Genomic DNA, 25,878 nt, shown 5'->3' on the forward strand with positions numbered 1-25,878 from the left:
CGGTGATCGCGACGGCGCACGACGCGGGCAGGTAACGCGAAAAAGGCTGCGCAGCAACGTCATTGACTACGCCAGCCACCCCACCGTGAGGCGGTCGCGGCGCACCGGTCAGGCTGACCGGGTGCGTTATCCGCTGAACCACCCCCTGGGACGTTTCGGGATCGAAACCGACGACGACGACCCCGACTCGGCAACCGCATCCGTTCCGACCGCCGGCCTGGTCAATCCGCTCACCGGGCTGCCTACTGTCGCTCCGCTCGCGATGCTGGTCGACCATGTCGCCGGCGCGGCGAACCACGTCCGCCGGGCGTCCGGCGAATGGACGGTGTCGAGCGAATTGGCTCTCGAGATCGCACCCGGCGCCGTTGACGTCATCGCGGCTGCACCTGACCACCCTGTGGTCGGAGTCGCGCGGGCCGTGGGACCGAAGACGACGACAGCACTCGCGCTCTGCGAGCTGTGCGTCGATGACACCGTGATCGCGACGGCCACGGTGCGTTCGTTCTTCATCCCCGCACCCGAGACGTTCACGACGTGGTCTGAGGCTCCTGATGTGGCGGTGATCGGACCGCGGCTGGCCGATCGCATGGCCGTCGAGGTGGGCGAGACCGGCGGCTCGGCGACAGTGCTGGTCCAGCGCGATGACCCCGCGCTGTACAACGGCGTCGGCGTGATCCACGGCGGGGTGTCCTCGATGGGGCTCGAGCTGGTCGGATCAGCAGCGCTGAATGCCGGTGACGGGCCGGCGTTCGCCACCGGGTCGCTGCGAGTGAACTTCCTGCGCCCGATGCACGGGGGCGCCGGAGCGCACTACAGCGCCACGCCGACCCGAGTGGGCCGGCGTAGCGCTGTGGTGGATTCCGTGGCGATCGGTTCGGACGGCCGCCCGGCCCTCACCGGGCGCCTCACGGCGTACCGGTGAACCCGGCCGCTCAGCCGTTCTTCGCGGCGTCGGCCGCAGCCTTCTCCGTCTTCTGACCGTCGTTGGCGAGATGCCCACCGGAGTTCTCCAGATGGGCGCGCACGAACCACTGGAACTTCTCCAGCTCGCCGGCGTGGCCGATCAGCATGTCCTCGGTGACCGGGTCGAGCTCACCGGAGCGCTCGATGCTCTTGCGGGTGTCCTCGATGACGCCGGTGTAGACGAGGTCGAGGGCAGCCAGGTGCGCCTGCACCGTGTCGCGGCCCACCGAATAGTCGTCCCAGGTGCGGTCCTTCTGGATGGCTCCGGGTGTGCCCTGCGGCGACGCGCCGAGGGCGGCGATGCGCTCGGCCACTTCGTCTGCGTATCCGCGCACCAGTTCGACCTGCGGGTCGATCATCTCGTGAACCCCGATGAAGTTGGGGCCCACGACATTCCAGTGCACGTGCTTGAGCGTCAGGTGCAGATCGTTGTACCGGCTCAGCGCCTTCTGCAGCAGTTCTGCGACCTCGGCCCCCGCCTTGTCGGACAGTCCGGGCACGGTGAACGTCGTCATGTAACAACTCCTTCGCTTGTCGCGTGGGGTGTACCCGGGCCGTCGGCGCGATAATCGTCTGCGCTCGACGTCACAGTTCGGCAAGATTGGGGATGGCCGCCCGCGGCCCGAATCGCGGATTCACCGCGAGCCCACTGGCTTCCAGCAGTCGGACGGCGCGGTGGCGGTGCGGCGACAGCGGCGCCAGCAGCGCCACCATCGCGTCGTCGTCGATGGGGTGGCCGAGCAGACTCCAGCCCACCATCGTCGCCAGGTGATAGTCCCCGATCGACAGGGCGTCGGCGTCCCCCATGGCCCGCTGGGCGACCTCGGCCGCCGTCCACACACCGACGCCGGGCAGCGACGTCATCGCGGTCCGCGCCGCCTCGCAGGACCGGTGGACCAGCCGCTCGAGGGCGTCCGCACGCTGCGCGCATCCGACCACCGTCCGCGCGCGGCCAGGATCGACGTTCGCGAGGTGGAACTCCCAGGACGGCACCCGACGCCACCCCTCGGCCGTCGGCGGCACGCGCATGTGGGTGGGTGCAGGACCGGGGGCGGGCGCGCCGTACTTGCCGACGAGGGTGCGCCAGGCACGCCGGGCGTCCTTGCCGTACACCCGCTGCTCCAGAACGGCCGGCACCAGCGCCTCGAGCACACGCCCGGTGCGGCCCAGACGCAGGTGCGGGACGCGCTGATGGGCCTTCGCGATCGTCGGCTCCTGCGGGTCGAACCCGGTCGTGTCGTCGTCGGCCCCGAGCAGGGCGGGCAGCTCGTCGGTGAACTGCGCGGCCCCCGGGCCCCACGCCTCGCATCCGACGGTGTCGATCGCGTCGCGGGTGATGCGCGCGGTGACGGGCCCACTCGCCAGCAGGCTGGTCCGCCAGATCGCCCCGTCGGGCGCGTCGTGGTAACACGGGTCGGCCCGGCCCCGGCGCAACGGTGACAGTGTCAGCGCCGGACTCGCGGGGCCGGCGAAGGTGACGCTGGCCGTCCTGCTCTCCCCCACGGGCTAGGGCTCCACCACGACATCGGCCTTGTTCGGGTAGAACGCGACGTGCCCGGCGATGGCCGAGACCGCGGGATAGGGCTGCTCGTAGGTCCACACCGCGTCAGTGACGGTGTCACCATCGGTTCTGACGTGGTAGTAGCCGGCGTCCCCCTTGAAGGGGCAATAGGTGGCGGTATCGCTGCGCTGCAACCGGTCGGCGCTCACGTCTGACATCGGAATGTATTGCACCGCAGGGTAATCGGACTCTTGCAAGGTGAGCGCGGCGGTGGTGTCGGCGATCACCTCGCCGGCGATCCTGACGACGACGCGGTGCCCGGTCGGGGTCACGGTGATCGGGTGTTCGCTCGACGGTTCGAGTACAGGGCGGTCGGTCATGACTCCATTGAACGCCTCGGTCCCGACTAATGCGGCCGGCCGGCGATCTTGTCCGCGACGACGGCGATCGGCGAGGTTCCGGCACGGCCCCGCGCCTCGTGCCAATCTGCGGCCTTGTACGCCAGGTACATGCCCCGCACTCCGAGCCAGCGCAGCGGTTCGGGCTCCCACTGCTTGGACCGGTGGCCCACCCAGGGCAACTCGGTCAAGGGGGTCGAGCGGCCGAGCACCAGGTCGACGAGTGTGCGGCCGGCCAGGTTGGTCGCGGTGACGCCGTGGCCCACGTAGCCGCCGGCCCAGCCCAGCCCGCTGGTCCTGTCGAAGTCGACGGTCGCCTCCCAGTCCCGCGGCACCGCCAACACGCCGCACCAGCCGTGCGCGATGCCGATGTCGGACACCTGTGGCAGAACCTTGCGCAGCGTGGCGGTCAGTGCGGTGATGGTGCGCTCGGGCACCCGGCCGTCCCGGTCGGTGCGGGAGCCGAACCGGTAGGGCACGCTGCGCCCGCCGATCGCGATGCGGTCGTCGACGGTGCGCTGCGCGTAGAAGAAGCCGTGCGCGGTGTCGCCGAGCGTTTCCCTACCCTGCCAGCCGATCTCGTCCCATACGTGCGCCGGGATCGGGTCGGTCGCGATCATCGAGCTGTTCATCGGTAACCAGCGGCGTTTCAGCCCGGGCAGCCCCGCGGTGAATCCCTCGGTGGCACGCAGCACGATCGGGGCGGTGACGGTGCCGCGCGGGGTGACTGCCCGACCGGCCGCGATCTCGACCACCGGTGAGCGCTCGTAGATGTCGACGCCGAGCGCGGCGACGGTGTCGGCCAATCCGCGCACCAGGCGCGCCGGCTGAATCCGGGCGCAGTGCGGGTTGTGGTACGCCGCCACTACGTCACTGAGCTGGATGCGTTGCCGCGCTTCGTCTCTGGAGAGTTCCTCGATACCGTCCACCTGCCAGCGTCGCTCTGTGGCCGCGGCGGCGGCCAGCCGACTTTCCTGCGCCCGATTACGGGCGACTTCGAGCGTTCCGCCCTTGACGATGCCGGCGTCGATGCCCTCTGTCGCGGCGACGTCGATGACCTCGTCGACGGCCTCGTTGAGCGCACGCTGCCACGCCACCACACCGTCGCGGCCGTACTGCTGCGCCATGCGCTCACGATCGCCGGGCACCAGACCCGACAGCCAGCCGCCGTTGCGCCCCGAGGCCCCGAATCCGGCGAACCGGGCCTCGAGCACCACGATCCGAAGGCTGGGGTCCGCCCTTTTCAGGTAGTAGGCCGTCCACAACCCTGTGTAGCCGGCGCCGACGACGCAGACATCGGCGTCACGACTGCCTGGTAGCGCGGCGCGGGGAGTGGGCAGGCCGTCGTACCAGTGCGAGATGTAACCGTTGAGCACCGACAGATTGTGGCAGGGCCTACCGTTTCGCGGAGCGCAGGTCGACCCAGAATTTCGCGGCCTCCCGGATCGACTCCTCGACGGGCCGGGGCTGCCACCCCAGTTCCCGCCTTGCCTTGCTGCAGTCGACGGGGGCTTCGGCACGCATCAGTCGTACGGAGTCCAGCGAGAGACGCTCGTCGGTTCCGGTGAGCCGCGCCTTGAGACTGCCGATTGCTGCCATCGCGTAGGTCAGCGGCAGCGGGATCGTTCGGCTCGGCGCCGGGACCCCGACCGCCTCGGCGGCGATGCGCACCACCTCGGCGTTGGAGATCATTTTCTCCGAGATCAGATAGCGCTCGCCGACCCTGCCCTTCTCGGCGGCGAGCAGCAGGGCGGCCGCCGCGTCGTCGATGCCGACGGCCTCGAGCTCGATGCTCCCCAGCACGAACGGCAGCTTGCCGAACGCGGCGCCGGCGATGATCGCGCCGTGCGGGGTGCGGCCCCAGTCCCCCGCGCCGTATGTGGTGGATACGCACATCGCCACCGCGGGCAGGCCGCGGTGGCGGGCGTACTCCAGGACGAGGCGCTCGGCCTGCACGCGCGACTGCACGTACGGGGTGAGCGCACTCTCGTCGCTGATCACGTCGTCCTCGGTCGCGGTGTGGCCGCGCCGCCGGGCGACCGTGGCGTAGCTGCTGGTGAACACGAACTTCCGCAGCCCAGCCGCGATCGCCGGTTCGACCGCGACGTCGAGTACTCCGCGGGTGCCCTCGACGTTGGTGCGGAACAGCGGTGCCGGATCGCGCAGCCACCCGCGGGTGTCGACGACGCAGTAGTAGACGATGTCGACACCGGTCATGGCCTCGCGCAACACCGCGTGGTCGAAGATGTCGCCGACGAAGCGCGTCACGGCACCTTGTCCGATGAGGTCGTCGATACCGATCGTGTTGGCGCCGTCGCGGACCATCACGCGCACGTCTTCTCCGGCGTCGATGAGCTGTCGGGTCACATGGCTGCCGAGGTAGCCGTTGGCCCCGATCACCAGTGCGCTCATCGCGTCACCTGCGCCATCCACTCGGCGGCCTCGTCGGGCAGGGTGCCGAGCTCCTGGGCTCTGCGGCACCACTTCAGCGTGGCCTTGACGAAGCGCAGTGGGTTGTAGATGTCCTCCTGCCGGCACCACTGACCGTCACCGGCATAGGTGACGATCGAGATGTTCGTCGCGCTGATGATCGTTCCGTCACCGGGGTCGCGCATCGGGTTGTCGAGCTCGCAGATCACCCGCCCGGTGTCCTCGTCGAACACCTTCCACCGCGACGGGAACGACGTCATGTAGCTGCCCGGGAACGTTTCCATGGTGTTCCAGATCCAGGGCCGCACCTCCTCGCGGCCACGCATCGTGCCGGCCGCGTGCTCGATGTAGAGCACGTCGTCGGTGTACTGCGCGACCCAAGGGTCCCAGTCGCGCGTGGTCGCCGCGCGATCGACCGTCTTCTCGAACTCGGCGAACGCTTCGATCAGTTCGTCGCGACTGAAAGTGCTACCCGTCACACCCAGAACTAGAACACGTTCTACCTGGTCTTGTCGACCGGTCGTATCGTCCTTGACGTGAAGACGTCGCTCGCGACGACCATCGGGGTCATCGTCGCGCTCGCAACCGCTCCACCCGCCCTCGCGCAGGACTTCGCCGGGCTGATCGACATCGGCAACGGTCGCAGCCTCTATCTAAACTGCCAGGGCAGCGCCGCTGCGGACTCGCCCACCGTCTTCGTCATTCCCGGCATGGGCAGCTACGCCCAGGCATGGAACGCGTCGATCGCGCCGGACGACCCGGTTCGCTCCCAACCCTACGACCTCGTCGAAGAGGCCGCGATCGACTACCCCACCGACCTCGCGGCGCAGCCGATCGTCGCGCGCACGACGCGCATCTGCACCTACGACAGACCCGACACCCGGCCCGACGGCCCGGATCGGTCGACCCCCGTCGCGCAGCCGCACACCGTGCAGCAGGACGTCGACGACGTCGTCGCGTTGATCACCGCGGCACAGCTTCCTACCCCGATGGTGTTCGTCGCCCACTCCTACGGCGGCCTGGTTCTCGACCTGCTGGCGCGACAGCATCCGGAACTCGTCAGCGGCCTGCTCTTCTCCGAGCCGACGTCGGAATTCCTGCTGAGCGTCGGACGGCCCGACCAGAACGACGCCTTCGACGCCGACGGGCGCAACAAGCCGCCGGGAGAGGAAGCGATCCTGCCGTACGACGCGTTCGCGACGATCGCGGCCGCACCCCCGCTGCCCCGCGTCCCGGCCGTGGTCCTGAGCGCCGACAAATTCGCCGCGCCGAAGAACCTCAAGCCTGACAACTACACCCAGGCTCAGGTCCATCAGGCGAACGACATGTTGGCGGCCGCGCTCGGCACTGCCAACGTCATCGTGCCGGGGACCGGACACAACCAGATGCTGTACCGGCCGCAGGCCGTCGCTGACGAGATCGTGACGCTGGTCGACGAGGTCCGTAACGGGAACTAACGGCAGACCACTCACGGTTGTACAAGTGCCAACCCGAGGAGGTCCCGTGACCCAGACCTACAACAGAAATCCCGACGCGGTCGGCGCACTGTCGCCCGAGCAGTACCACGTCACTCAGGAGAACGGCACCGAGCGCCCCTTCACCGGCGAGTACTGGGACAACCACGAACCCGGCCTCTACGTCGACGTGGTGTCCGGTGAGCCGCTGTTCGCGTCGGTCGACAAGTTCGAGAGCGGCTCGGGATGGCCGAGCTTCACTCGGCCCGTCGACCCGGAGAACGTCATCCGCAAGCGCGACTTCTCCCATTTGATGATGCGCACCGAGGTCCGCTCCGCCCACGGCGACAGCCACCTCGGACACGTCTTCACCGACGGACCGCGCGAGGCGGGCGGCCTGCGGTACTGCATCAACTCTGCGGCGCTACGGTTCGTCCACCTCGACGACCTCGAGGCCCAGGGCTATGGGCAGTACCGTGAATTGTTCACCGAATCCACCGAATCCGACGAGGAGCGCGCATGAGTGACTACAAGCGGGCCGTGCTGGCCGGCGGCTGCTTCTGGGGCATGCAGGATCTGATCCGCCGCCAGCCGGGCGTGGTGTCCACCCGCGTCGGCTACACCGGCGGGCAGAACGATCACCCGACCTATCGCAACCATCCGGGGCACGCCGAGGCCGTCGAGATCGTCTACGACCCGGCGCAGACCGACTATCGGGCGCTGCTCGAGTTCTTCTTCCAGATCCACGATCCGACGACGAAGAACCGGCAGGGCAACGACGTCGGCTCCAGCTACCGCTCGGAGATCTTCTACGTCGACGACGAACAGCGCGAGGTCGCACTCGACACGATCGCCGACGTCGACGCCTCCGGCCTGTGGCCGGGCAAGGTGGTCACCGAGGTCAGCCCCGCACCGGATTTCTGGGAGGCCGAGCCGGAGCACCAGGACTACCTGCTGCACTACCCCAACGGCTACACCTGCCACTTTCCGCGGCCGGGCTGGAAGCTGCCGAAGCGCACGCAGGTGTAGCTAGCGGCGGCGGTCTACTTCGCCTGGCGGCGGCGGCGGACCACGATCCGTCCGCCCAGCTTCGGCGTGTGGGCGACACCGCGGAAGTGCGCCTTCTCCGCCGGCTCGGTGGTCGAGTCGATGGTGCAGTGGCGCAACACCGTTCGTAGCACGACGTCCATCTCCACGTTGGCGAAGGTGGCCCCGACACAACGTCGGGTGCCGCCGCCGAACGGGATGTGGGCGAAGGTGGAGGGTCGCTGACCGACGAAGCGTTGGGGGTCGAACGTCAACGGATCAGGGAATTCCTCTGCGCGGCGGTGCATCTGCGCGATCGCCACGAGGATCGAGTAGCCGTGCGGGATCACCCAGTCGCCGAGCTCGAACGACGGTGCGTACACGTGCCGTCCCGCGAAGTCGATGATCGTGCGCGTGCGCTGCACCTCGAGGATCGCCGCCTGCCGGTAGGTGTTGTCCTCGGTGTCGGCTTCCGCGGCGAGCGCCTCGAGCACCTCGGGGTGGCGACTGAATCTCTCGAAAGCCCACCCCAGGGTCGCAGCAGTGGTCTCGTGCCCGGCGGCCAGCAGGGTGAGCAGTTCGTCACCGACGTCCTCCCGTGACATCGCTGAGCCGTCGTCGTAGGAGCTGCGCAGCAGGAGCGAGAGCACGTCGTCGCGTGAGTCGAGGTTCGGATCGGCGGCGACGGCGTCGATCAGCCGGCCGATGATCTCGTCGTAGGTCTTGCGGTAGGCCGCGAGCCGGCCCCACGGGGTGAACCGCCCGTAGGTGTGCGAGGGCATCGGGAGCACGGCCAGCCTCGACCCCAGCGTGACCCAGGGCGGGATGCTGCGCCGCAGCTCGTCCAGGTGTGCGCCGTCCGCGCCGAACACCGCGCGCAGGATGACGTTCAGCGTGATCCGCATCATCGGCTCGAGCGTCTCGAATGACGAACCCTCCGGCCATGTCTGGATCTCGCGCAGCGTCTCCTCTTCGAAGATGCGCTCGTAGTTCTTGATGCTCTTGCCGTGCAGCGGCGGCGTCAGCAGCTTGCGCCGCAGTCGATGGTCGGCGCCGTCGAGGGCGAACACCGAACCGGGGCCGAGCACGCGCGACAGATTGGGCGAGATGTTGCCCACGTCGTCGGGGTCGGCCATGAAGACCTGCTTCGCCAGCACGGGATCGGCCACGATCACCGACCGCCCGAACACCGGGAGGCTCAGTGTGAACACGTCACCGCACTGGCGCGTGGCCTGGCGCACCGTCCATTTTCGGGCGAACGAGAACCCGAGTCCCTGCAGCGCAGGCGGGATTCGCGGACCCGGAGGAAGGCGATCCGTGGCCGCGTCGCTGGTACTGCCGTGTACCACAGTCATGTCCGGTACGGTACCGGTTGGTACCAGGGAACCGCAAGAGGTCGGCTTGACTCACGAAAAGTGCCCGCGAAACGCCCTCGGTGCCTCACGTAAGAATGCCCGCGAAATGGTGATAGTCGTGGAGCATGGGAAGTGGGTTGTCGATGGCGTCTCGTGCCGAGGTCACCGCCAGGTACGCCAAGGCGTATGTGAGGGCTTCGAAGAAGGACCGGGGCCGGATTCTGGATCAGGTGGTCGAGGTGACCGGCTGGTCGCGTGATAACGCCCGCCGGCGGCTCACGGTAGCGGCCAGGCGCCCGCCGGGTGCGGGCCGCAGTGTCGCAAAACGGCCGCGCAAACCGCGCTCGCCGAAGTACAGCTATGACACCCGTAAGGTGCTGCAGAAGGTCTGGGCCGCCTCGGGTGGGCAGTGCGGCAAGTACCTGGCTGCTTCGATGGCCCTGCAGCTCGACGGGTTGGAGCGCCACGGCGAGTTGGTCTTTGGCCGTGACCGTTACAGCCCGACGGTGCGCGAGGAGCTGTTGGCGATGAGCGCGGCGTCAATCGACCGCTATCTGGCGCCGGTGAAAGCCAAAGACCAGATCAAGGGCAAGTCCACCACCAAGCCCTCGCCGCTGTTGCGCTCGTCGGTCAAGATTCGCAAGGCCACCGACGAAATCGAAGCTGCGCCAGGCTTTTTCGAAGGAGACACCGTCGCGCACTGCGGGCCGACGTTGAAGGGCGAGTTCGCCCGCACCCTCAACCTCACCGATGTGCACACCGGCTGGACTTTCACGCGGACCGTGCGCAACAACGCCCACACCCACATCCTGGCCGCCCTGAAAGCAGGTGTGCATGAAATACCGTATGAGGTAACTGGTTTGGACTTCGACAACGGCACCGAGTTCCTCAACAAAGCCGTCATCAAATGGGCCGGGCAGATGGAGATCTTCTTCACCCGCTCCCGGCCGTACAAGAAGAACGACCAGGCCACCATCGAGTCCAAGAACAACCATCTCGTCCGCAAGTACGGGTTCTACTACCGCTACGACACCGACGAGGAACGTGCGGTGCTCAACCGGCTCTGGCCTCTGGTCAACGACCGGCTCAACTACCTGACCCCCACCATCAAACCCATCGGCTACGCCAGCAGCGGTGACGGCCGGCGCCGCCGTCTCTACGACCAGCCCAAGACCCCACTGGACCGGCTACTGGCGGCCGGCGTCCTCTCACCAGCCCAAGAATCGGAGCTCCTGACCTACCGCGACAGCCTGAACCCGGCCGCGATGGGACGCCAGATCGCCGACCTGCAGAACCGACTTCTCCAGCTGGCCAAGGAGAAAACCGAACAGCTCTACCTCGCCAGCATCCCCACCGCCCTACCCGACACCCGCAAAGGCATCCGGATCAAGGCCTCCTGACCCAACGCCGTTTCGCGGGCATTCTTACCTGAGGCATGGATCAGATTTCGCGGGCATCTTGATCTGAGGCATCACGGGCTGCGGCTTGACTCACGAAAAGTGCCCGCGAAACGCCCTCGGTGCCTCACGTAAGAATGCCCGCGAAATGGTGATAGTCGTGGAGCATGGGAAGTGGGTTGTCGATGGCGTCTCGTGCCGAGGTCACCGCCAGGTACGCCAAGGCGTATGTGAGGGCTTCGAAGAAGGACCGGGGCCGGATTCTGGATCAGGTGGTCGAGGTGACCGGCTGGTCGCGTGATAACGCCCGCCGGCGGCTCACGGTAGCGGCCAGGCGCCCGCCGGGTGCGGGCCGCAGTGTCGCAAAACGGCCGCGCAAACCGCGCTCGCCGAAGTACAGCTATGACACCCGTAAGGTGCTGCAGAAGGTCTGGGCCGCCTCGGGTGGGCAGTGCGGCAAGTACCTGGCTGCTTCGATGGCCCTGCAGCTCGACGGGTTGGAGCGCCACGGCGAGTTGGTCTTTGGCCGTGACCGTTACAGCCCGACGGTGCGCGAGGAGCTGTTGGCGATGAGCGCGGCGTCAATCGACCGCTATCTGGCGCCGGTGAAAGCCAAAGACCAGATCAAGGGCAAGTCCACCACCAAGCCCTCGCCGCTGTTGCGCTCGTCGGTCAAGATTCGCAAGGCCACCGACGAAATCGAAGCTGCGCCAGGCTTTTTCGAAGGAGACACCGTCGCGCACTGCGGGCCGACGTTGAAGGGCGAGTTCGCCCGCACCCTCAACCTCACCGATGTGCACACCGGCTGGACTTTCACGCGGACCGTGCGCAACAACGCCCACACCCACATCCTGGCCGCCCTGAAAGCAGGTGTGCATGAAATACCGTATGAGGTAACTGGTTTGGACTTCGACAACGGCACCGAGTTCCTCAACAAAGCCGTCATCAAATGGGCCGGGCAGATGGAGATCTTCTTCACCCGCTCCCGGCCGTACAAGAAGAACGACCAGGCCACCATCGAGTCCAAGAACAACCATCTCGTCCGCAAGTACGGGTTCTACTACCGCTACGACACCGACGAGGAACGTGCGGTGCTCAACCGGCTCTGGCCTCTGGTCAACGACCGGCTCAACTACCTGACCCCCACCATCAAACCCATCGGCTACGCCAGCAGCGGTGACGGCCGGCGCCGCCGTCTCTACGACCAGCCCAAGACCCCACTGGACCGGCTACTGGCGGCCGGCGTCCTCTCACCAGCCCAAGAATCGGAGCTCCTGACCTACCGCGACAGCCTGAACCCGGCCGCGATGGGACGCCAGATCGCCGACCTGCAGAACCGACTTCTCCAGCTGGCCAAGGAGAAAACCGAACAGCTCTACCTCGCCAGCATCCCCACCGCCCTACCCGACACCCGCAAAGGCATCCGGATCAAGGCCTCCTGACCCAACGCCGTTTCGCGGGCATTCTTACCTGAGGCATGGATCAGATTTCGCGGGCATCTTGATCTGAGGCATCACGGAGGTGACGATGACCGAGCCAGCAGTGCCGATGTCGATGCCGACACTGGACCGATTGCTCGACGGGTTGGCCGCGTCGATCGGCGAGCGCGGTTACCGCGACAGCACCGTCGCCGACATCGTCCGGCACGCACGCACCTCGAAGCGCACCTTCTACGAGCACTTCGCCGGCAAGGAGCAGTGCCTGATCGAACTGCTCAGACGCAACAACGCCGAGCTGATGGCGAGTATCCGCGGCGCCGTTGCGCCAGAGGATGAATGGAGATCGCAGATCCGGCAGGCGGTCGACGCCTATGTGGCCCACATCGGGGCGCGCCCGGCCATCACGCTGTGCTGGATCAGAGAAGCGCCCGCCCTGGGAGTCGTCGCACGGCCGCTGCACCGCCAGGTGATGGGCGACCTCACCGAGCTGCTGACGACGCTGACCGCCAGCCCGGGGTTCCAGCGGGCCGGGGTGCACCCACTACCCGCCACGACCGCGCTGATCCTGCTCGGAGGATTGCGCGAGTTGACGGCCTTCGTCGTCGAAGACGGCCGCGACGTCGCCGAGATCACCGAACCGGCAACCGCCGCGGCAGCGGCACTGGTCGTCGGCTAGCCGCTCCCAGGAAAGTCGCCGCGCGTTCAACTGCTGAGAAACTGCGCGCTGCAATGTGTTCCGGATCCCCATGTGCGAGGCCCGTACATTTCCGTCCGTCCTGACACCCCTGTATGAAGGCGACGGTATGCACTCGTCCATTGGCAAACCCCTCGTGACATTCGTCTCGGCCGCCTGCCTGGCGGCTCCGGCGATGATCCCGACCACCACCCCCGATTCCGTGCGCGCCATCGCGACGATCCCCGTCGAGTTGTCCGCCGCGGTCACCACCTTCGACCCGGTTCCGCCGTCGCTTCGAACGCTGAATTCGCCTGTCGCACCGGCAAACGAGGCCACGCTGGTGGAGGCGGTCGACACGATGGCCGAGTTGTCCGGCGTCGACCGGGCCACGCTACTGCTGCAGCTGCTCACGGCTCCGTACCACAATGTTCTCGGTGTCTCCAAGGCCGTCGGCAGTGCCGTCAACGCCTACCTGCAGGTCGCGTCGCTGCCGTTCTCGGTCGCCACCTACGTGCTGACCAACCGCGCAGGCGAGATCCCCGATTACATCGCCACCGTCCGAAAGAACGTCGACGGTGCGCTGCCCGGGATCTCCACAGCGATCAAGAGTGAGGTGCAGTACGACCTCGACCTGCTCTCGCAGGTGTTCGGCCCGAAGGATCAGCTGCCGAACGTCGCCGCGTCCGCCACCACCGTTGCCGCAGCAGCAGATCCGGTGGATCAGGGCACGCTGCTGCTGCAGCTGCTGACGATTCCGTATCACAACTTCCTGGGCGTCTCGAAGGCCGTCGGCAGCGCGGCCAATGCCGTCGTCCAGCTGGTGTCGCTGCCCCTCTCGGTGGTCACCTATGTGCTGACCAACCGCACCAGCGAGATCCCCGCGTACGTCGACACCGTCAAGGCCAACCTCAAGGGCGCCCTGCCCGGCATCTCCACCGCAGTCAAGAGCGAGCTCGCCTACAACAAGAGCATCATCGACCAGATCTTCGGCGGCAACGATGCACAGGTGGCACTGCAGGCGCGGCACGCCCCGAACCTGCTCGCCGGCGACGACACGGCGGTGACCGTGCTCGACAGCCCGCACCCGTTCCTGTCGCAGCTGAGCGCCGGCCACGGCGTCGCTGACGAGTCCGTCGAGCCCGACACCGCGGAGACGCCCAAAGCGCTCGGCGGCAAGCACCGTGCCGTCGAGGTGAAGGAGTCGTCCGAGCCGACCGTCGACGAGGCAGCCTCGACATCGGACACGAAGGCCGACAACGCCTCTGACACCGACAGCACCGACGGCACCCACAGCACCGATCAGACGACATCCGAGACGAAGAAGGCGGAGACCGACTCCCCAGCAGACGGCAAGACCGCGACGAAAGACGACTCGGAGAAGAAGAAGGCTGCTCCGTCGCTCGGCGGCAAGCACCGCAAGCCCGAGGCCGACGCCGCCTGACCTCACACAGCGATCGGCCCCCACGAACCGTGGGGGCCGATCGTCGTATGACTGGTACGTCGCGAAAGTGCTCACACCGCGGCCGCGAACGTCAATTCACAGCACAGGGAGCACTTTCGCGCAGCACGGTCAGGGCGGTGGAGGGGGTACTGCCGGATCGGGCAGGAACTGCACCAACCCCGGCGGGATGTTCGTCCCGGCAGGCGGAGCGGTCCCCGGCAGCGGCTCACCGAGTTGCTGCTGCGGCAACTGACCCAACAGCGAACCCCTCAGTCGCCCATCGCGGTACAGGTCGATGTAGCGACCCAGCCAGGTACGACCATTGACGTCGGCGTTCTCGTCCCCGGGCGCGACGTCGAACTGCTGGCCCTGTCCCGGCGCCGACGGCACCTCGTTCTGCGGCACCCCGTAGGCGTTGTTGAAGGCCCGCAGGTTCGGTACGACGCCCGGACCGGCGCCCGGCGCCGACGGCACCGCGTTCTGGCCGAGGACCGTGGTGCGGTCGATGCCGGAGATCGGCGGAGCCCCCAGCATTCCCGGAACAGCGGGTTGGTCCGCCTGAGCGAGCATGTTCCAGCCTTGCGGACCGAGCGGAGCACCGATCACCGGGATGGTCGGACCCGGCGCCGGCGCAGGCGCCGGTGCGGGCGGCAGTGGCTCCGGCGGCGCCGGCGGCTGGGCGTTGGCCACCGCCGCGAAGACGACAGCGGCACCGGCGGCCAGAAGCGCCGCCGGTGCCTGCCGGATCACCAGGGTCATACGGACTTCGTGACGCCGTAGTACGCCACGATGTCGTCGGTGTCGGTCGTAGAGCTGGTCAATGTCGCGTAGGACCGCAGGAACGACTGTCCCGCACACCCGTCGACCTTGATGTGTACGTCCTTGAGCGTGACGCGGGCGGGCGCCGCCTTGAACGACTTCTTGTCCACCGACACCTGGTTCACCGTGCCGGGCTTGAGGTGGATCTCGAGGGTGCCGGAGATCGGGAAGTTCACGCCCGTCGGCACGAGACCCCCGGTCAGCGTCGACCCCGACGTGCCGACACCCACCGAACCGATGAGCCGGACCTGGCCGAGCTCGATACCGCAACCGATCTGGTAGCCAGCCTCGAGCACGCCGCCGTTGAGCTTGGTCTTGCCGTTCCCGGTCACCGTGCCGACAAACGTTCCGCCGACCAGGTATTCGCGCGAGGACACCGCGGTGGTCAGCGGGGCGATCGGCAGCTGGGTCTCACCGGTGGCGGCGACGCTGAGCTGCCATCCGTCCGGCGACATGACCACTCCGGGCGGCGCGGATGCCACGACACCGTTGTCCGGCGGCGGCCCGGCGTCCGGCGGCGGCGCACCGTCGACCGGCGGCGGCAGTGGGGCCGGCGGAGCCGGCTGGGCGAGCGCGGTGGGTACCGCGAAAGCCGGGAGGACGAGGCCGGCGGCGGCCAGCGCGAGGAGCTTCTTCTTCATGGATACGATTGCCTCTCAGAGTCTTTCGGTCAGCGAAGTCTGTGATGACGAACGAGGGTCCGGGTGGGCCTACACCGCCTTCGTCACGCCGAGGTAGGTGACGACGTCGTCGGTGTTGTCAGTCGAGCTGGTCAACGTCGCATAGGACCGGATGAAGGACTGACCCGCGCACTGATCGGTCTTGACCCGCACACCGGTCAGCGTGATACGGGTCGAGGTGCCCTTGAAAGACTTCTTGTCGAGTGCCACCGTCGTGACCGTGCCGGGCTTGAGGTAGACCTTGCCCTGCAGGCTGAGGGAGGCGCCGAACGCCGGGTTACCCGTGAACGGGATGCCGATGCTGGGCGTGATGCTCGCGCCGGGGTTGATCTCCGTCTCGTCGGAGATGATGCCGCAGCCGATCTGCTCACCGGCCTCCATCGACCCGCCGGCCAAAGTGGTCTTGCCCTTGCCGGTGATCTTGCCCGTGAAGGTGCCGCTCACGAGGTACTCGCGCGACGAGATCGCGGTGGTCAGCGGCGCCACCGGAAGCTGGGTTTCGCTGCTCCCCGACACTTCCAGGTGCCAGCCGTCAGGGGTGTCGAGGATTCCGGGAGGGCCGGACGGGACCGCTCCGTCGGGCGGCGGCGGGACAGGTGCCGCGTCCGCGACAGGCTGTACACCTGGATTGGGAGGAGCCGGCTCCGCTGCGACAAGCGGCGCGACCCACACCGGTGCCGCCAGGCAGACAGCGGCGAGCGTGACATAGCGGTTCAACATTGGTTCGACGACGCCTCTCGTGGATGCGGGGAACGGGATATCGCCATTGACCCGCAGAGCGTCCACTGGCCGGGTGTCGTTCTGGTGAACGGGCGGCGACGGCCTCGAGCCCGGCGCCTATCGAGTGCACCTCTTTGCTGAAAGTACGCTGTGAGGTTCACTGTGAGCTTGTCGCCAACCTCTGAATAGTCCACAGCACGCCTCTGCCGGTTCGCCATCCGTTCACCTTGACCGCATTGAGTGCATCCACCGTGCGCTAGGAAACGTTGATTGCGAACGCTTCCCGTCGATAAATCAGGACAGTGAAGGAATCGGAGAACACCGTGACAATCGAACGCATCGTCGCGAAAGCCCTCTTACCCGCGTGCGGGAGCGTGTGCGCAGTTCTGTTGCTGTCATCGCCTGCCACTGCACAACCCGTCGACGCGATGGCCGATCCGGGTGCGCCGGCGATCCAGGTGGCCACTCCGGGCTCCGACAGCGCGGATCCCGCGGCGGTCGCAGCCTGCAGCCAGTTCGCCCAGGTGCTCGACTCCACGGCGACCTACTACGGGGACTTCGCCGACTCACTGGACGGTTACGCGACCGAGACCTACTCCGATCCCGCGGTGGAGAACAGTAATGTCCTGGGCCGCACCGCGTTACGCCAGGGCGCGGCCGTCGCGATGTCCGCCGCGAACACCCCGGGCGTGCCGCCTGGCGTGGCCGATCCGATGCGACGGTGGTCGGTCGACGCCACCAAGCTGCTCATCAAGATGGGCTTGCGGGGAGGCCGCGACACGCTGAACACGACCGCCGACGAGCTCAACAACGACGCTGTCGCCGCGCAACAGGCCTGCGCTGTCGCGGGCACACACGCATGAGACGACGGCGACGACGCTGGGCGGCTCTGGGCATCGCTGCGGTGGCGACGCTCGCAGCGGGGTGCAGTTATGCTCGACCGACAGCGAATCCTCCTGTACTCGTTCCCGATTCGGCATTGAGTGATCTCCTGCTGAGCACCAACGACGTGCAGTCAATGATGAACGGTGCTCCGTTGATCGCCCAGCCGGTCGACACCGCCATGGACGACAACCGCAACCTGCTCCCGAACGTGAACTGCCTGGGTGTCTGGCATCCGGGGGAATCCGCGATCTACGGCACGTCCGACGACGGGACGTGGGATTCCGTGCGACGCCAGTTGCTTCGCGCTCCTGGCAACGATCAGTGGCGGTCCTCCGTGGTCCAGTCGGTGGTGTCCTATCCGAGCGCCGATACCGCGCGCGATTTCGTCACCCGGTCTGCCGACCGCTGGTCCAAGTGCACCAACCACACGGTCAACATCACGCTGAACGATCAGCGCCTCCCCCGTTGGCGCAGCGGTGATCTCGATACCGGCACCGATCGTCTCCGCATGACCATCAGCCGGTCGGCCGGCGCCAGCACATCGTCGTGCGAGCATGTGATCTCGACACGTGCCAACGTGGTCATCGACGTGCTGGCTTGTGTTCCGAACACCGTCGAGGTGCGTCAAGCGAGCCAGATCGCCGATCTGATCGCCTCCCATGTCCCCACCACCGGGTAGTGAGACCTCCACCGGCCGACGCTCAGGCGGCCTACTACCTGACCATGCTCACCACGCGCTGGCAGGAGCTCGAGACCGAGATCGTCGAGCGTTGCACCGAATTGCGGAAGTTGCCGCCTGCAGCCCGGAAGTCGGAGCGGGGACGCAACATTCGTCGGTTGATCAAGCTGCGGCAGACCGAGGTGGCTTCTGTGCGCGCGATGTGCGCCGCACTGGTCGAGCGCGCCGACCGGGGCTAACCCAGTAGAAGGCGTGCCGCGGTCGCCAGTCTCCGAGCGATCTCCTCATAGGAGGCGTATCCCATGCCCGCTCTCACCAGTGCCCCGGAATACAGCAGTTCGAGCGTGTCGACGACACCGGGGTCGGCGTCGGCGCCGACGGCCTGCGACAGTCGGTCCCTGATGTCGCGACCGATACGCAGGCGCAGCACCTCGACATCGGGGTCACGTCCGAGCAGCGCTGCCGTCACCGCGCCGGCGAACTCCGGCTCGTCGGCCACCGGCTGGGAGATGTGACCCAACACCTCGATGACCCGTACGGCCGGATCCTCGGATCGGTGCGGTACACAGGGAGATCCGGCGAGGCGGCGCCAGAAGACCTCGGCCACCAGATGCTCTTTTGACGAGAAGTACGTGTATGCGGTCGCCGCGCCGACGCCGGCTTCAGCGGCGACTCGCCGCACCGTCAGACCGGCGAACCCCTCACGGCCGAGGACGGTGACCGCGGCCTGCCCGAGCCGCTCCACGGTTTCGACCTGCTTGGCCGTCAGGCGCCGTCGAGTCGACTCGTGGGCCGGATCGGACACATGTCCGGACGCTACTACAACCCACTGATGCCAGCAACGGTAGGTTGAAGGCCATGACGATGCCGCCTGCCGCCGCAACACTGTTCGAGCTCGCGCAGCGGGTCACGGGATTCATGCCCGCCGACGAGGGCCGAGCGCTCTACGACACCGCGCTGCGCTACCTGGGCGACGGGGTGGCTGTCGAGATCGGCACCTACTGCGGTAAGTCCACTGTGATGCTGGGTGCGGCCGCGCAGCAGACGGGGGGTCTGGTGTTCACCGTCGACCATCACCACGGCTCCGAGGAGCACCAGGCGGGCTGGGAGTACCACGACTCGTCGCTGGTCGACCCCGTCACCGGCCTGTTCGACACCTTGCCGACCCTGCGTCACACACTCGACGCGGCCGGCTTGGACGAGCACGTCGTCGCGGTGGTCGGCCGCTCCTATGTCGTGGCGCGCGGGTGGCGAACACCGTTGCGGCTGTTGTTCATCGACGGCGGCCACACCGAGGAGGCCGCGCAACGCGACTTCGACGGCTGGGCGCAGTGGGTGGAGAAGGGCGGTGCGCTGGTGATCCACGATGTGTTCCCCGATCCGGCCGACGGCGGTCAAGCGCCGTTCCACATCTATCGACGCGCTCTGGACTGCGGCGACTTCCGCGAGGTCGTCGCGACGGGTTCGATGAGGGTGTTGGAAAGGGTCACCGGCGAGGCCGGGACGCTCGGCGGACGCTAGCGCTCGCTGATCGCGCACTCGCAGTCGTACTCGCCCTCCAGGCCCCGCGGCAGATCGGAGCCGCGGAAGATGCCGCTGCCCGGAGTCGCCGAGGACAACGCGTCGGCAGCCAGGATCACCGCCGCCCCCGTCCATGTGGTGCGCTCCACGGGCCAGCGCTTTCCGTCGGCGTACACCAGACCGGTCCAGTAGGAGCCGTCCTCTTCGCGTAGATGATGCATCGCCGTGAACTGTTCATGGGCCCTGCTGCGGTCACCCATCGCCTCGAGTGCCAGCACCAGCTCACACGTTTCGGCACCGGTGACCCAGGGCCGGTCGTCCACGCAGCGGATGCCCAGACCGGGGACGACGAAGTCGTGCCAGCGGGCGTCGATGCGCTCCTGCGCGCGCGGGCCTCGGACGGCGCCGCCCAGCACCGGGTAGTACCACTCCATCGACCAGCGGTCCTTGACGGTGAATCCCTCGGGGTGCTCGGCGATGGCGTGCCCGAGACGCCCCACCGCGACCTCCCACTCCGGTTGCGGCTCGCCCAGATAGTCGGCCAGCGCCAGCGCACATCGGATGCTGTGGTGGATGCTCGAGCACCCCGTCAGCAGAGCTTCCTCGGCACGGCCGGAAGGACCTGCCGCCCAAGCGATCTCGCCGGTACTCTTCTGCAGGCTCAGGACGAAGTCGATGGCTTTGGTGACCACCGGCCACATCGATTCGGCGAAACCACGGTCGCCGGTCACGAGCACGTGGTGCCACACGCCGGTTGCGATGTAGGCACAGAAGTTGCTGTCGCTGTGGGGATCTTCGACGACGCCGGCACGAAGCTGGATCGGCCAGCTGCCGTCGGCCCGCTGCATGACCCGCGACCACTCGAAAGCCGCTCGCGCGTTGTCCAGCAGGCCGGCTGCGGTCAGCGCCATCGCGTTCTCGATGTGATCCCACGGGTCCGTGTGTCCACCCACCGACCAGGGAATCGCACCCGAAGACTCCTGCGTCGCGGCAATGGATTCCGCGGTCTGCAGGCACTGTTCGGGCGTGAAGACGCCTGCCACGTGGGGGACGTTGGCCATCAGCTCGGCTTGGTGAAGTAGAGGGCGACGCTCTTACCGATGACCGGGTTGAGAACCGCCTCGGCGGTTCGGGTCAACCAGGGGCGACTCATCATGTCCCACACCAGCATCTTGTGGTACGCGCCGACGGCGGGATGACCTTCCCGTTCGGTTCCGACCGCGCATTTGAGCCACCAGTACGGCGAGTGCAGCGCGTGCGCGTGGTGGGTGTGTGTCAACGTCAGTCCGTGCCCGAGCACCTTGTCGCGCAGTTCATCGGCCCGGTAGATGCGGATGTGGCCGCCCTCGTTGGCGTGGTAGGAGTCCGACAGCGCCCAGCAGATGCGCTCGGGCAGCCAGCGCGGAACCGTGATCGCCAGTGCTCCACCGGGTTTGAGGACGCGCACCAGTTCTGCGATGGCGCGGTCGTCTTCGGGGACGTGTTCGAGGATTTCCGAGGCGATCACGCAGTCGAACGTGGCGGCAGGGTACGGGAGATCCAGAGCGTCACCCTTGACGGCCTCACCTCTGGCCGATGAAGGCGCCTCCCCCTGCTCCTTCATCGCCTGCAGGATCGCGTCGACGTCGTTCAGATCGGCGGCGTTCTGGTCGAATCCGATGACATCGGCGCCGCGCCGGAACGCCTCGAACGTGTGCCGGCCGGCTCCGCAGCCGACGTCGATCACCTTGGTTCCCGCACCGACACCGAGGCGGTCGAAGTCCACGGTCAGCATGCAGCGACCCTTTCCCGAGCTTGTTGGTACACCGCCACCGTCTGTGCGGCAACGGATTCCCAGCTGAACACATCGAGTGCGCGGCGCCGTCCGTTGGCACCGAGCCTGCGCATTTCCAGTGGCGAGTCGAGCAGCTCACCCAGCACGGCGGTCAACTCGTCGACATTGGCCGGAGTCACCAATCGTGCACAGTCGCCGTCGGCGCCGACGACCTCGGGTAACGCGCCCGCCCGGCTGGCGACGATCGGGGTGCCGCTGGCCATCGCCTCCACGGCCGGCAGCGAAAACCCTTCGTAGAGTGAGGGAATGCACGCGACCTCGGCTGAGGCCAGCAGGTCGGCCAGTTCCGTGTCGGACAGCCCGCTGGAGCTGTGCACGATGTCGGAAATGCCCAATTCGGCGATGAGCTTCTCCGTGGGCCCGTTGGGTTCGAGCTTGGCGACCAGTTGCAGTTCCAGGTCCCGTTCCACGCGCAGTCGGGCGATCGCGTGCAGGAGATGGCTCACGCCTTTGAGGGGCACGTCGGCGCTGGCGATCGCGATGATCCGGTTGCGGACCCGATGTTCTGCCGGACCGAAGAGCTCGGTGTCCACTCCGAGGGGTACGACGTGCAACTGGCGCGGGTCGACCGCGAAGTCCTCGGCGATGTCGGTCGCCGACGTCGAGGAGACGGTGACGAGTTCGGGGATCCGGCGCGCGACCGCCTTCTGCATCTCGGCGAAGGCGTACCAGCGACGTACGAGCGGCTTGCGCCACCACGGCGCCGCTGCCACCTCGACGACACGGTCGCGCGTGATCGGGTGATGGACGGTGGCAACGACGGGCATTCCCAAGGCGGCGATGTCGAGCAGCCCGGTACCCAGACACTGGTTGTCGTGGACGACGTCGAAATCGTCGAGCCGATCGGCGAGCAGCCGGGCCACCCGCTTGCTGAACGTCTTCGGCTCCGGGAACCCCGCCGTCCAGGTGGTCAGCAGTTCCTCGAGGTCGATGCTGGTCCGGATCTCGCTGGGCCGCGGCACGCGGAAGGGATCCGGCTCGCGGTAGAGGTCGAGACTGGGCACCTTGGTCAGGCGCACGCGCGGATCGAGCCCCTCGGGATAGGGCTGTCCGGAGAAGAGCTCGACCTGGTGGCCGAGCTCGACCAATCCGCGGCTGAGGTGGCGCACGTAGACGCCCTGCCCGCCACAGTGTGTCTTGCTCCGATAGGACAGCAAGGCGATACGCATCGTCAGCTCACCTATGCCGGAGTAGGAAGATGGGTGCGAGTCCAGCGCGAGGAACCGCTGCGAGCTGGCCGAATCATGTGGCGCAAGAAATCCGAACCCCTCCTGGACATGTGTCCAGACTATAGTTTGACGTGCTAGCTGATGCAACGCGTCTGCTAGCTCTGACTACCACAATCGGTGCCGGCCGTCCTGCCCGACCTCTCGGTCACGACGGCGGGAAGCCGCCGGTGGCGACCGGACCCCATCGTTGCGGCGTGACCCTGATCAGGCACTTTCCTTGGTCCACCATCGCCTGCCGGTACTCGTCCCAGTCGGGGTGTTCACCGGCCACCGCGCGGAAGTACTCCACCAGAGGCTCGACCGCCGCCGGCAGCGCGATCACCTCGGCCGAACCGTCGACCTGGACGTAAGGACCGTTGAACTCATCGCTGAGCACCAGCACGCTGGCACGCGGGTTCCGGCGGATATTGGCCGCCTTGGCCCGCTGCGGATAGCTGGCCACCACGATGCGGCCCTGCTCGTCGAGACCGCCGGTCACCGGCGACGTCTGCAGCGACCCGTCGGCACGGAACGTGGTGAGCACCATCTGATGACGCGGTCGGATGAAGTCGTGCAGTTCGTCGGCGGCGACGGTGTCGGCAGTCGCATACTTTCGGGCCATCACCGCAGGATATTCGACGTGATGCTCCTATCTCTGTTAAGCGTCAAGCGACATCGATGAGCTGGGTGTTTAGCCAGCGGCGGTAGTTGGTGGCGAGGGTGTCGTCGCGTTTGAGGCCACGTTCGAGTCGGGAGATCTGGGTGGGCCAGACCCCGAAATGGTTGGCGACGGTGGTGAGGGTGATCTTGCGGGCTTGTCGGGTGGGGCGTAGATCGCTGTAGTCGTCGATCGGGCTGGGTGCGGTGAGGTGTCGAAACATTTCGCGGGCGATGGCTCGTTTGAGCAGCCGCAGGACGTCCTTTTTGGAACGTCCGACAGCCAGTTGTCGGGCGACGTAATCGCGGGTGCGCGGCTCATGGGACCAACGCACTAGAGCGATGCGGTGCAAAGCGTTGTTGGCGGCGCGGTCTCCACCGCGGGAGAGCCGATGCCGGGTGGTCTTTCCCGAGGAGGCGGGTATCGGCGCGGCGCCGGCGAGCATCGCGAACGCTGCCTCGCTGCGGAGGCGGTGGCTGTTGGTGCCGGCGGTGATAAGCAGTTGGGCGGCAGTATCGGGCCCGACGCCGTAGGCCGCCCGCAGGGCGGGGTTGAGCGCTGTGGTCAGGGAATCGAGCTCGGCGGCCAGGTCGCGGTCTTGGCGCTCGAGGAACTCGATGCGCTGTGCCAGTGCTTTGCAGGCGATCAGCACCGATACGGCGGTAGGGTCCTCGTGCGCGGTGGGGCGACACCGCGCCAGCGCGTCGATCAGGCGCAGCGTCGTGGGGTAGCGGCGATAACGCTCGCGGAGCTCGGCCGGAGCGGTGACCAGGAGGTCTTTGATCTGATTGATCGCTGCAGTGCGGGCTTTGATCGCGCCGCGGCGGGCGACCAATAGAGCTTTGAGCGCCCCGGTGTGGGGGTCTTTGGGCACGGCTAGGCTGTGGCCGGCCAACACCGCGCGGGCAGCGCTGTAGGCATCGAGTGGATCAGATTTCCCTTGCTTACGCCGTGCGGCGCGGTCGGGACGATTGACCTCGACGGTGTGAATATCGTTGGCCTGCAATGCCTGTGTGATGCCCGCGCCATAGGAGCTGGTTCCCTCAACGCCGACGGAGACGACCTCGCCGAAGCTACGCGCCCAGCAGATCGCCGCCCAATACCCGGTCGGGCTGGTGGCAAATTCGGCATCACCGAGCAGTTGACTGGTATCGGTGATCGCGGCCAGGTGAATGGTGTCGAGGTGGGTGTCGATGCCGATGACGACGCGACGTCGGGGTGTCACGATGGTGGTGTCCTCTCCGTGCAATGAACCGTGCGATGAGTGACAACCCGGTAGGGCGGGCAGACAAGACATTGATGAGGCAGCGGACAGGCTCCTGATTAAGTCATGTCCGCCCTACCAGGGCTGTTGCGGTGCTTGCCCGCACGTCGCCGGTGAGACAAATCAATTGGAAGACAACCCAACAGGGCGTCAGTCAGCGGACGAGTCATCACCGGCGGCGAACGAGCAAGACCATCCTCACCCGAAACTGATTAACAGCATCAATGTCGGTGGTGCCCCATAGAGTCTCGAACATGAGTGCGGCTCCTCATGTTTTTGTGGGTAGCTGGGGGTGTAGTCCGCCGCGGCAGAGGTAGATCATTGCGGCCAGTGTTTGGGCGGAGTGGTGGCCGTAGCCGCGGGCGTTGACGAGCCTGGTGGTGGCGTTGATGCCTTCGAGGAGGGCGTTGGAGATGCGGAGTTCGATGGCGGCCAGAATGGGCTCGAAGTAGGTCTGGAAGCGTTTGCCGAGGGAGATGAAGACGGGGATGCGGGAGCGTTTGGCGGCGGTGATCCAGGCTTTGAGTCGTTGGCGGGCGACCCCGGGTGGATGGTCGTAGCGGTAGAGGTCGCGGGCTTGTTCTTTGAGGGTCCAGGCCCGTCCGATGCGTCGGTTGGTGCGGGTGATGTGGTTGACCAGGTCGCGTTTGGTGTCGCTGAGTTTGTTCTCTCCGGTGCGCAGCGCCCAGCGTCCGGTTTTCCAGTCTGCGGTGCTCATTGCGGTCCGGCCGGGTCCGGTCATCGATTCGGCGTAGACGCGGTCTAGGGCGCGGTTGACCCATTGCATCAGGTGGAAGCCGTCGTAGCAGATGACCGCCTTGGGGAGATGTTCTTTCGTGGCGCTGGTGTAGATGCTTGAGACGTCCATGCTGACTGCTTCGATCTGGTCGAGGATCGAATCAGGTTGACTGTCATAGAAGTTCGTTAAGGACTCCTTGCTTCGTCCGGGCTGGATATCGATGACGGTGCCGGTGTCGTGGTCGCCGATGATCGTCAGGTAGCGGTGCGGGTGGCGGTAGCAGATCTCATCGACGCCGATACGGTAGAGCGTGTCGAGTCGGCGTTGGTCGAGCAATTCGGCGACGCCTCGGTGGATGATCGCGGTCACCGTCTCCCAGGCGCAGCGCATCAACGTCGATACAGAGGTGCGGTCGGTGCGTTGAGCCAGCCACAGCACCATGTCTTCGAAGTCGCGGGTATGGCGGGCTAGGGGTCGGGCCCAGGGCACCGCTTCGGTGGTCACTCCACACTTGGGGCAGTTCACTCGCCGAATGTCATAGACCAGCCAGAGCCGGCAACGCGCCAGGTCAAGATGTCGCCACCGCCGGCGGCGCCGATCGTATGCGGTGGGCCACCGTTTGCCGCACGGACAGGTCATCAGCCGGGCTCGGGGCCGAAGCATGACCTCGATGTCGCCATCGCCGATCACGACGTCGGTGACGGTGGCTCCGGGAATGGCCAGCAGACGGTTAAATGCAGTACTGACGCGCACGCGGATCGTTCCTTGTGGTTGCGGTTGGTGTGGTAACC

At 66.9% G+C, this 25,878-nt stretch carries 29 protein-coding genes; 12 read left to right on the top strand and 17 right to left on the bottom strand.

Translation table 11 applies throughout. From position 1 onward, the window contains the following. Positions 1 to 121 precede the first annotated feature (121 nt). The gene (locus ACXYX3_RS24880) at positions 122 to 922 is read left to right on the top strand and encodes a PaaI family thioesterase (protein WP_458609411.1); all 801 of its coding nucleotides are present in this window, start codon (positions 122 to 124) and stop codon (positions 920 to 922) included. 10 nt (positions 923 to 932) lie between these two features. Here the strand turns inward: ACXYX3_RS24880 and ACXYX3_RS24885 are convergent, their stop codons facing one another. The 6 genes from ACXYX3_RS24885 to ACXYX3_RS24910 form a co-directional block, all read right to left on the bottom strand. After that, on the bottom strand, positions 933 to 1,478 hold the full coding sequence (locus ACXYX3_RS24885) for a Dps family protein (protein ID WP_241206780.1): 546 nt from the start codon (positions 1,476 to 1,478) through the stop codon (positions 933 to 935). Between the two features lie 70 nt (positions 1,479 to 1,548). Beyond that, positions 1,549 to 2,466 (bottom strand): DNA-3-methyladenine glycosylase family protein, encoded by a 918-nt coding sequence (locus tag ACXYX3_RS24890; protein WP_458609412.1) that lies wholly within the window; start codon positions 2,464 to 2,466, stop codon positions 1,549 to 1,551. A gap of 3 nt (positions 2,467 to 2,469) precedes the next feature. Then, positions 2,470 to 2,844 (bottom strand): DUF427 domain-containing protein, encoded by a 375-nt coding sequence (locus tag ACXYX3_RS24895; protein WP_458609413.1) that lies wholly within the window; start codon positions 2,842 to 2,844, stop codon positions 2,470 to 2,472. A gap of 26 nt (positions 2,845 to 2,870) precedes the next feature. Continuing rightward, positions 2,871 to 4,244 (bottom strand): NAD(P)/FAD-dependent oxidoreductase, encoded by a 1,374-nt coding sequence (locus ACXYX3_RS24900; RefSeq protein ID WP_458612221.1) that lies wholly within the window; start codon positions 4,242 to 4,244, stop codon positions 2,871 to 2,873. Between the two features lie 13 nt (positions 4,245 to 4,257). Continuing rightward, complete coding sequence (locus ACXYX3_RS24905) at positions 4,258 to 5,274, bottom strand: NAD-dependent epimerase/dehydratase family protein (protein ID WP_458609414.1); 1,017 nt, start codon at positions 5,272 to 5,274, stop codon at positions 4,258 to 4,260. Then, positions 5,271 to 5,771, bottom strand: coding sequence for a nuclear transport factor 2 family protein (locus tag ACXYX3_RS24910; protein ID WP_458609415.1), 501 nt, complete (start codon positions 5,769 to 5,771; stop codon positions 5,271 to 5,273). Before ACXYX3_RS24910 ends, ACXYX3_RS24905 begins: the two co-directional genes overlap by 4 nt. Before the next feature lie 57 nt (positions 5,772 to 5,828). Between ACXYX3_RS24910 and ACXYX3_RS24915 the strand changes: the two genes are divergently transcribed. From ACXYX3_RS24915 to msrA, 3 genes are read left to right on the top strand one after another with little or no spacing between them, the layout of a single operon-like run. Continuing rightward, entirely contained in the window at positions 5,829 to 6,749 is a 921-nt protein-coding gene (locus ACXYX3_RS24915) for an alpha/beta fold hydrolase (RefSeq protein WP_458609416.1), read from the top strand. Positions 6,750 to 6,795: 46 nt separating this feature from the next. Beyond that, entirely contained in the window at positions 6,796 to 7,269 is a 474-nt protein-coding gene (gene msrB, locus ACXYX3_RS24920; RefSeq protein WP_241206774.1) for a peptide-methionine (R)-S-oxide reductase MsrB, read from the top strand. Then, a complete protein-coding gene (gene msrA, locus ACXYX3_RS24925) occupies positions 7,266 to 7,775 on the top strand; it encodes a peptide-methionine (S)-S-oxide reductase MsrA (RefSeq protein ID WP_241206773.1) in 510 nt (169 codons plus the stop codon). Before msrB ends, msrA begins: the two co-directional genes overlap by 4 nt. Positions 7,776 to 7,789: 14 nt before the next feature. On the opposite strand, the gene ACXYX3_RS24930 is transcribed toward msrA, so the two are convergent. Further along, on the bottom strand, positions 7,790 to 9,127 hold the full coding sequence (locus tag ACXYX3_RS24930) for a cytochrome P450 (protein ID WP_458609417.1): 1,338 nt from the start codon (positions 9,125 to 9,127) through the stop codon (positions 7,790 to 7,792). Positions 9,128 to 9,270: 143 nt separating this feature from the next. Between ACXYX3_RS24930 and ACXYX3_RS24935 the strand changes: the two genes are divergently transcribed. The 4 genes from ACXYX3_RS24935 (at position 9,271) to ACXYX3_RS24950 (ending at position 14,080) form a co-directional block, all read left to right on the top strand. Then, positions 9,271 to 10,527 (top strand): integrase catalytic domain-containing protein, encoded by a 1,257-nt coding sequence (locus ACXYX3_RS24935; RefSeq protein WP_176215952.1) that lies wholly within the window; start codon positions 9,271 to 9,273, stop codon positions 10,525 to 10,527. Between the two features lie 182 nt (positions 10,528 to 10,709). Then, on the top strand, positions 10,710 to 11,966 hold the full coding sequence (locus ACXYX3_RS24940; protein WP_176215952.1) for an integrase catalytic domain-containing protein: 1,257 nt from the start codon (positions 10,710 to 10,712) through the stop codon (positions 11,964 to 11,966). A gap of 85 nt (positions 11,967 to 12,051) precedes the next feature. Beyond that, on the top strand, positions 12,052 to 12,639 hold the full coding sequence (locus ACXYX3_RS24945) for a TetR/AcrR family transcriptional regulator (RefSeq protein ID WP_458609418.1): 588 nt from the start codon (positions 12,052 to 12,054) through the stop codon (positions 12,637 to 12,639). Between the two features lie 127 nt (positions 12,640 to 12,766). Continuing rightward, positions 12,767 to 14,080, top strand: a complete 1,314-nt coding sequence (locus tag ACXYX3_RS24950) for a hypothetical protein (protein ID WP_458609419.1) — start codon at positions 12,767 to 12,769, stop codon at positions 14,078 to 14,080. A 129-nt stretch (positions 14,081 to 14,209) separates the two neighbouring features. Here ACXYX3_RS24950 and ACXYX3_RS24955 read toward each other — a convergent pair whose 3' ends face one another. The 3 genes from ACXYX3_RS24955 to ACXYX3_RS24965 form a co-directional block, all read right to left on the bottom strand. Next, positions 14,210 to 14,839 carry a hypothetical protein gene (locus tag ACXYX3_RS24955; protein WP_458609420.1) on the bottom strand — a complete coding sequence of 210 codons (630 nt, stop codon included), beginning with the start codon at positions 14,837 to 14,839 and terminating at the stop codon, positions 14,210 to 14,212. Then, complete coding sequence (locus ACXYX3_RS24960; protein ID WP_241206768.1) at positions 14,836 to 15,540, bottom strand: MspA family porin; 705 nt, start codon at positions 15,538 to 15,540, stop codon at positions 14,836 to 14,838. Before ACXYX3_RS24960 ends, ACXYX3_RS24955 begins: the two co-directional genes overlap by 4 nt. Before the next feature lie 69 nt (positions 15,541 to 15,609). After that, a complete protein-coding gene (locus ACXYX3_RS24965; protein ID WP_458609421.1) occupies positions 15,610 to 16,299 on the bottom strand; it encodes an MspA family porin in 690 nt (229 codons plus the stop codon). Positions 16,300 to 16,688: 389 nt separating this feature from the next. On the opposite strand from ACXYX3_RS24965, the gene ACXYX3_RS24970 reads away from it, so the two are divergent. The 3 genes from ACXYX3_RS24970 (at position 16,689) to ACXYX3_RS24980 (ending at position 18,102) form a co-directional block, all read left to right on the top strand. Next, entirely contained in the window at positions 16,689 to 17,162 is a 474-nt protein-coding gene (locus ACXYX3_RS24970) for a hypothetical protein (RefSeq protein WP_458609422.1), read from the top strand. A gap of 116 nt (positions 17,163 to 17,278) precedes the next feature. Further along, positions 17,279 to 17,863: a sensor domain-containing protein gene (locus ACXYX3_RS24975; RefSeq protein WP_458609423.1), complete on the top strand. Its 585-nt coding sequence runs from the start codon at positions 17,279 to 17,281 to the stop codon at positions 17,861 to 17,863. Next, positions 17,863 to 18,102, top strand: a complete 240-nt coding sequence (locus ACXYX3_RS24980; protein ID WP_241206764.1) for a hypothetical protein — start codon at positions 17,863 to 17,865, stop codon at positions 18,100 to 18,102. Before ACXYX3_RS24975 ends, ACXYX3_RS24980 begins: the two co-directional genes overlap by 1 nt. Here ACXYX3_RS24980 and ACXYX3_RS24985 read toward each other — a convergent pair. Continuing rightward, positions 18,099 to 18,668, bottom strand: coding sequence for a TetR family transcriptional regulator (locus ACXYX3_RS24985; RefSeq protein ID WP_458609424.1), 570 nt, complete (start codon positions 18,666 to 18,668; stop codon positions 18,099 to 18,101). The two genes, ACXYX3_RS24980 and ACXYX3_RS24985, sit on opposite strands and share 4 nt — an antisense overlap. Positions 18,669 to 18,721: 53 nt before the next feature. On the opposite strand from ACXYX3_RS24985, the gene ACXYX3_RS24990 reads away from it, so the two are divergent. Beyond that, positions 18,722 to 19,384 (top strand): class I SAM-dependent methyltransferase, encoded by a 663-nt coding sequence (locus ACXYX3_RS24990; RefSeq protein WP_458609425.1) that lies wholly within the window; start codon positions 18,722 to 18,724, stop codon positions 19,382 to 19,384. Here ACXYX3_RS24990 and ACXYX3_RS24995 read toward each other — a convergent pair. The 6 genes from ACXYX3_RS24995 to ACXYX3_RS25020 all read right to left on the bottom strand — a co-directional run bounded on the left by ACXYX3_RS24995 (position 19,381) and on the right by ACXYX3_RS25020 (position 25,840). Then, positions 19,381 to 20,445 (bottom strand): prenyltransferase, encoded by a 1,065-nt coding sequence (locus ACXYX3_RS24995; protein WP_458609426.1) that lies wholly within the window; start codon positions 20,443 to 20,445, stop codon positions 19,381 to 19,383. The genes ACXYX3_RS24990 and ACXYX3_RS24995 overlap by 4 nt on opposite strands. Beyond that, the gene (locus ACXYX3_RS25000; RefSeq protein WP_458609427.1) at positions 20,445 to 21,158 is read right to left on the bottom strand and encodes a class I SAM-dependent methyltransferase; all 714 of its coding nucleotides are present in this window, start codon (positions 21,156 to 21,158) and stop codon (positions 20,445 to 20,447) included. The genes ACXYX3_RS24995 and ACXYX3_RS25000 overlap by 1 nt, the downstream gene beginning before the upstream one ends. Then, the gene (locus tag ACXYX3_RS25005) at positions 21,152 to 22,387 is read right to left on the bottom strand and encodes a glycosyltransferase family 4 protein (RefSeq protein ID WP_458609428.1); all 1,236 of its coding nucleotides are present in this window, start codon (positions 22,385 to 22,387) and stop codon (positions 21,152 to 21,154) included. Before ACXYX3_RS25005 ends, ACXYX3_RS25000 begins: the two co-directional genes overlap by 7 nt. 205 nt (positions 22,388 to 22,592) lie before the next feature. After that, positions 22,593 to 23,048 carry a PPOX class F420-dependent oxidoreductase gene (locus ACXYX3_RS25010; protein WP_458609429.1) on the bottom strand — a complete coding sequence of 152 codons (456 nt, stop codon included), beginning with the start codon at positions 23,046 to 23,048 and terminating at the stop codon, positions 22,593 to 22,595. Between the two features lie 43 nt (positions 23,049 to 23,091). Continuing rightward, a complete protein-coding gene (locus ACXYX3_RS25015; RefSeq protein ID WP_458609430.1) occupies positions 23,092 to 24,309 on the bottom strand; it encodes an IS110 family RNA-guided transposase in 1,218 nt (405 codons plus the stop codon). 307 nt (positions 24,310 to 24,616) lie between these two features. Further along, entirely contained in the window at positions 24,617 to 25,840 is a 1,224-nt protein-coding gene (locus ACXYX3_RS25020; RefSeq protein WP_458609431.1) for an ISL3 family transposase, read from the bottom strand. Between the last annotated feature and the right edge of the window lie 38 nt (positions 25,841 to 25,878).

Source organism: Mycobacterium sp. Panama NTM2 (genome assembly GCF_054355555.1).

Coding starts and splice junctions, on each gene's coding strand:
- ACXYX3_RS24885 (WP_241206780.1), bottom strand. CDS start 1,478: ATGACGACGTTCACCGTGCCCGGACTGTCCGACAAGGCGGGGGCCGAG.
- ACXYX3_RS24895 (WP_458609413.1), bottom strand. CDS start 2,844: ATGACCGACCGCCCTGTACTCGAACCGTCGAGCGAACACCCGATCACC.
- ACXYX3_RS24905 (WP_458609414.1), bottom strand. CDS start 5,274: ATGAGCGCACTGGTGATCGGGGCCAACGGCTACCTCGGCAGCCATGTG.
- msrA (WP_241206773.1), top strand. CDS start 7,266: ATGAGTGACTACAAGCGGGCCGTGCTGGCCGGCGGCTGCTTCTGGGGC.
- ACXYX3_RS24930 (WP_458609417.1), bottom strand. CDS start 9,127: ATGACTGTGGTACACGGCAGTACCAGCGACGCGGCCACGGATCGCCTT.
- ACXYX3_RS24935 (WP_176215952.1), top strand. CDS start 9,271: ATGGCGTCTCGTGCCGAGGTCACCGCCAGGTACGCCAAGGCGTATGTG.
- ACXYX3_RS24940 (WP_176215952.1), top strand. CDS start 10,710: ATGGCGTCTCGTGCCGAGGTCACCGCCAGGTACGCCAAGGCGTATGTG.
- ACXYX3_RS24945 (WP_458609418.1), top strand. CDS start 12,052: ATGACCGAGCCAGCAGTGCCGATGTCGATGCCGACACTGGACCGATTG.
- ACXYX3_RS24950 (WP_458609419.1), top strand. CDS start 12,767: ATGCACTCGTCCATTGGCAAACCCCTCGTGACATTCGTCTCGGCCGCC.
- ACXYX3_RS24955 (WP_458609420.1), bottom strand. CDS start 14,839: ATGACCCTGGTGATCCGGCAGGCACCGGCGGCGCTTCTGGCCGCCGGT.
- ACXYX3_RS24960 (WP_241206768.1), bottom strand. CDS start 15,540: ATGAAGAAGAAGCTCCTCGCGCTGGCCGCCGCCGGCCTCGTCCTCCCG.
- ACXYX3_RS24965 (WP_458609421.1), bottom strand. CDS start 16,299: ATGTTGAACCGCTATGTCACGCTCGCCGCTGTCTGCCTGGCGGCACCG.
- ACXYX3_RS24990 (WP_458609425.1), top strand. CDS start 18,722: ATGACGATGCCGCCTGCCGCCGCAACACTGTTCGAGCTCGCGCAGCGG.
- ACXYX3_RS24995 (WP_458609426.1), bottom strand. CDS start 20,445: ATGGCCAACGTCCCCCACGTGGCAGGCGTCTTCACGCCCGAACAGTGC.
- ACXYX3_RS25000 (WP_458609427.1), bottom strand. CDS start 21,158: ATGCTGACCGTGGACTTCGACCGCCTCGGTGTCGGTGCGGGAACCAAG.
- ACXYX3_RS25005 (WP_458609428.1), bottom strand. CDS start 22,387: ATGCGTATCGCCTTGCTGTCCTATCGGAGCAAGACACACTGTGGCGGG.
- ACXYX3_RS25010 (WP_458609429.1), bottom strand. CDS start 23,048: ATGGCCCGAAAGTATGCGACTGCCGACACCGTCGCCGCCGACGAACTG.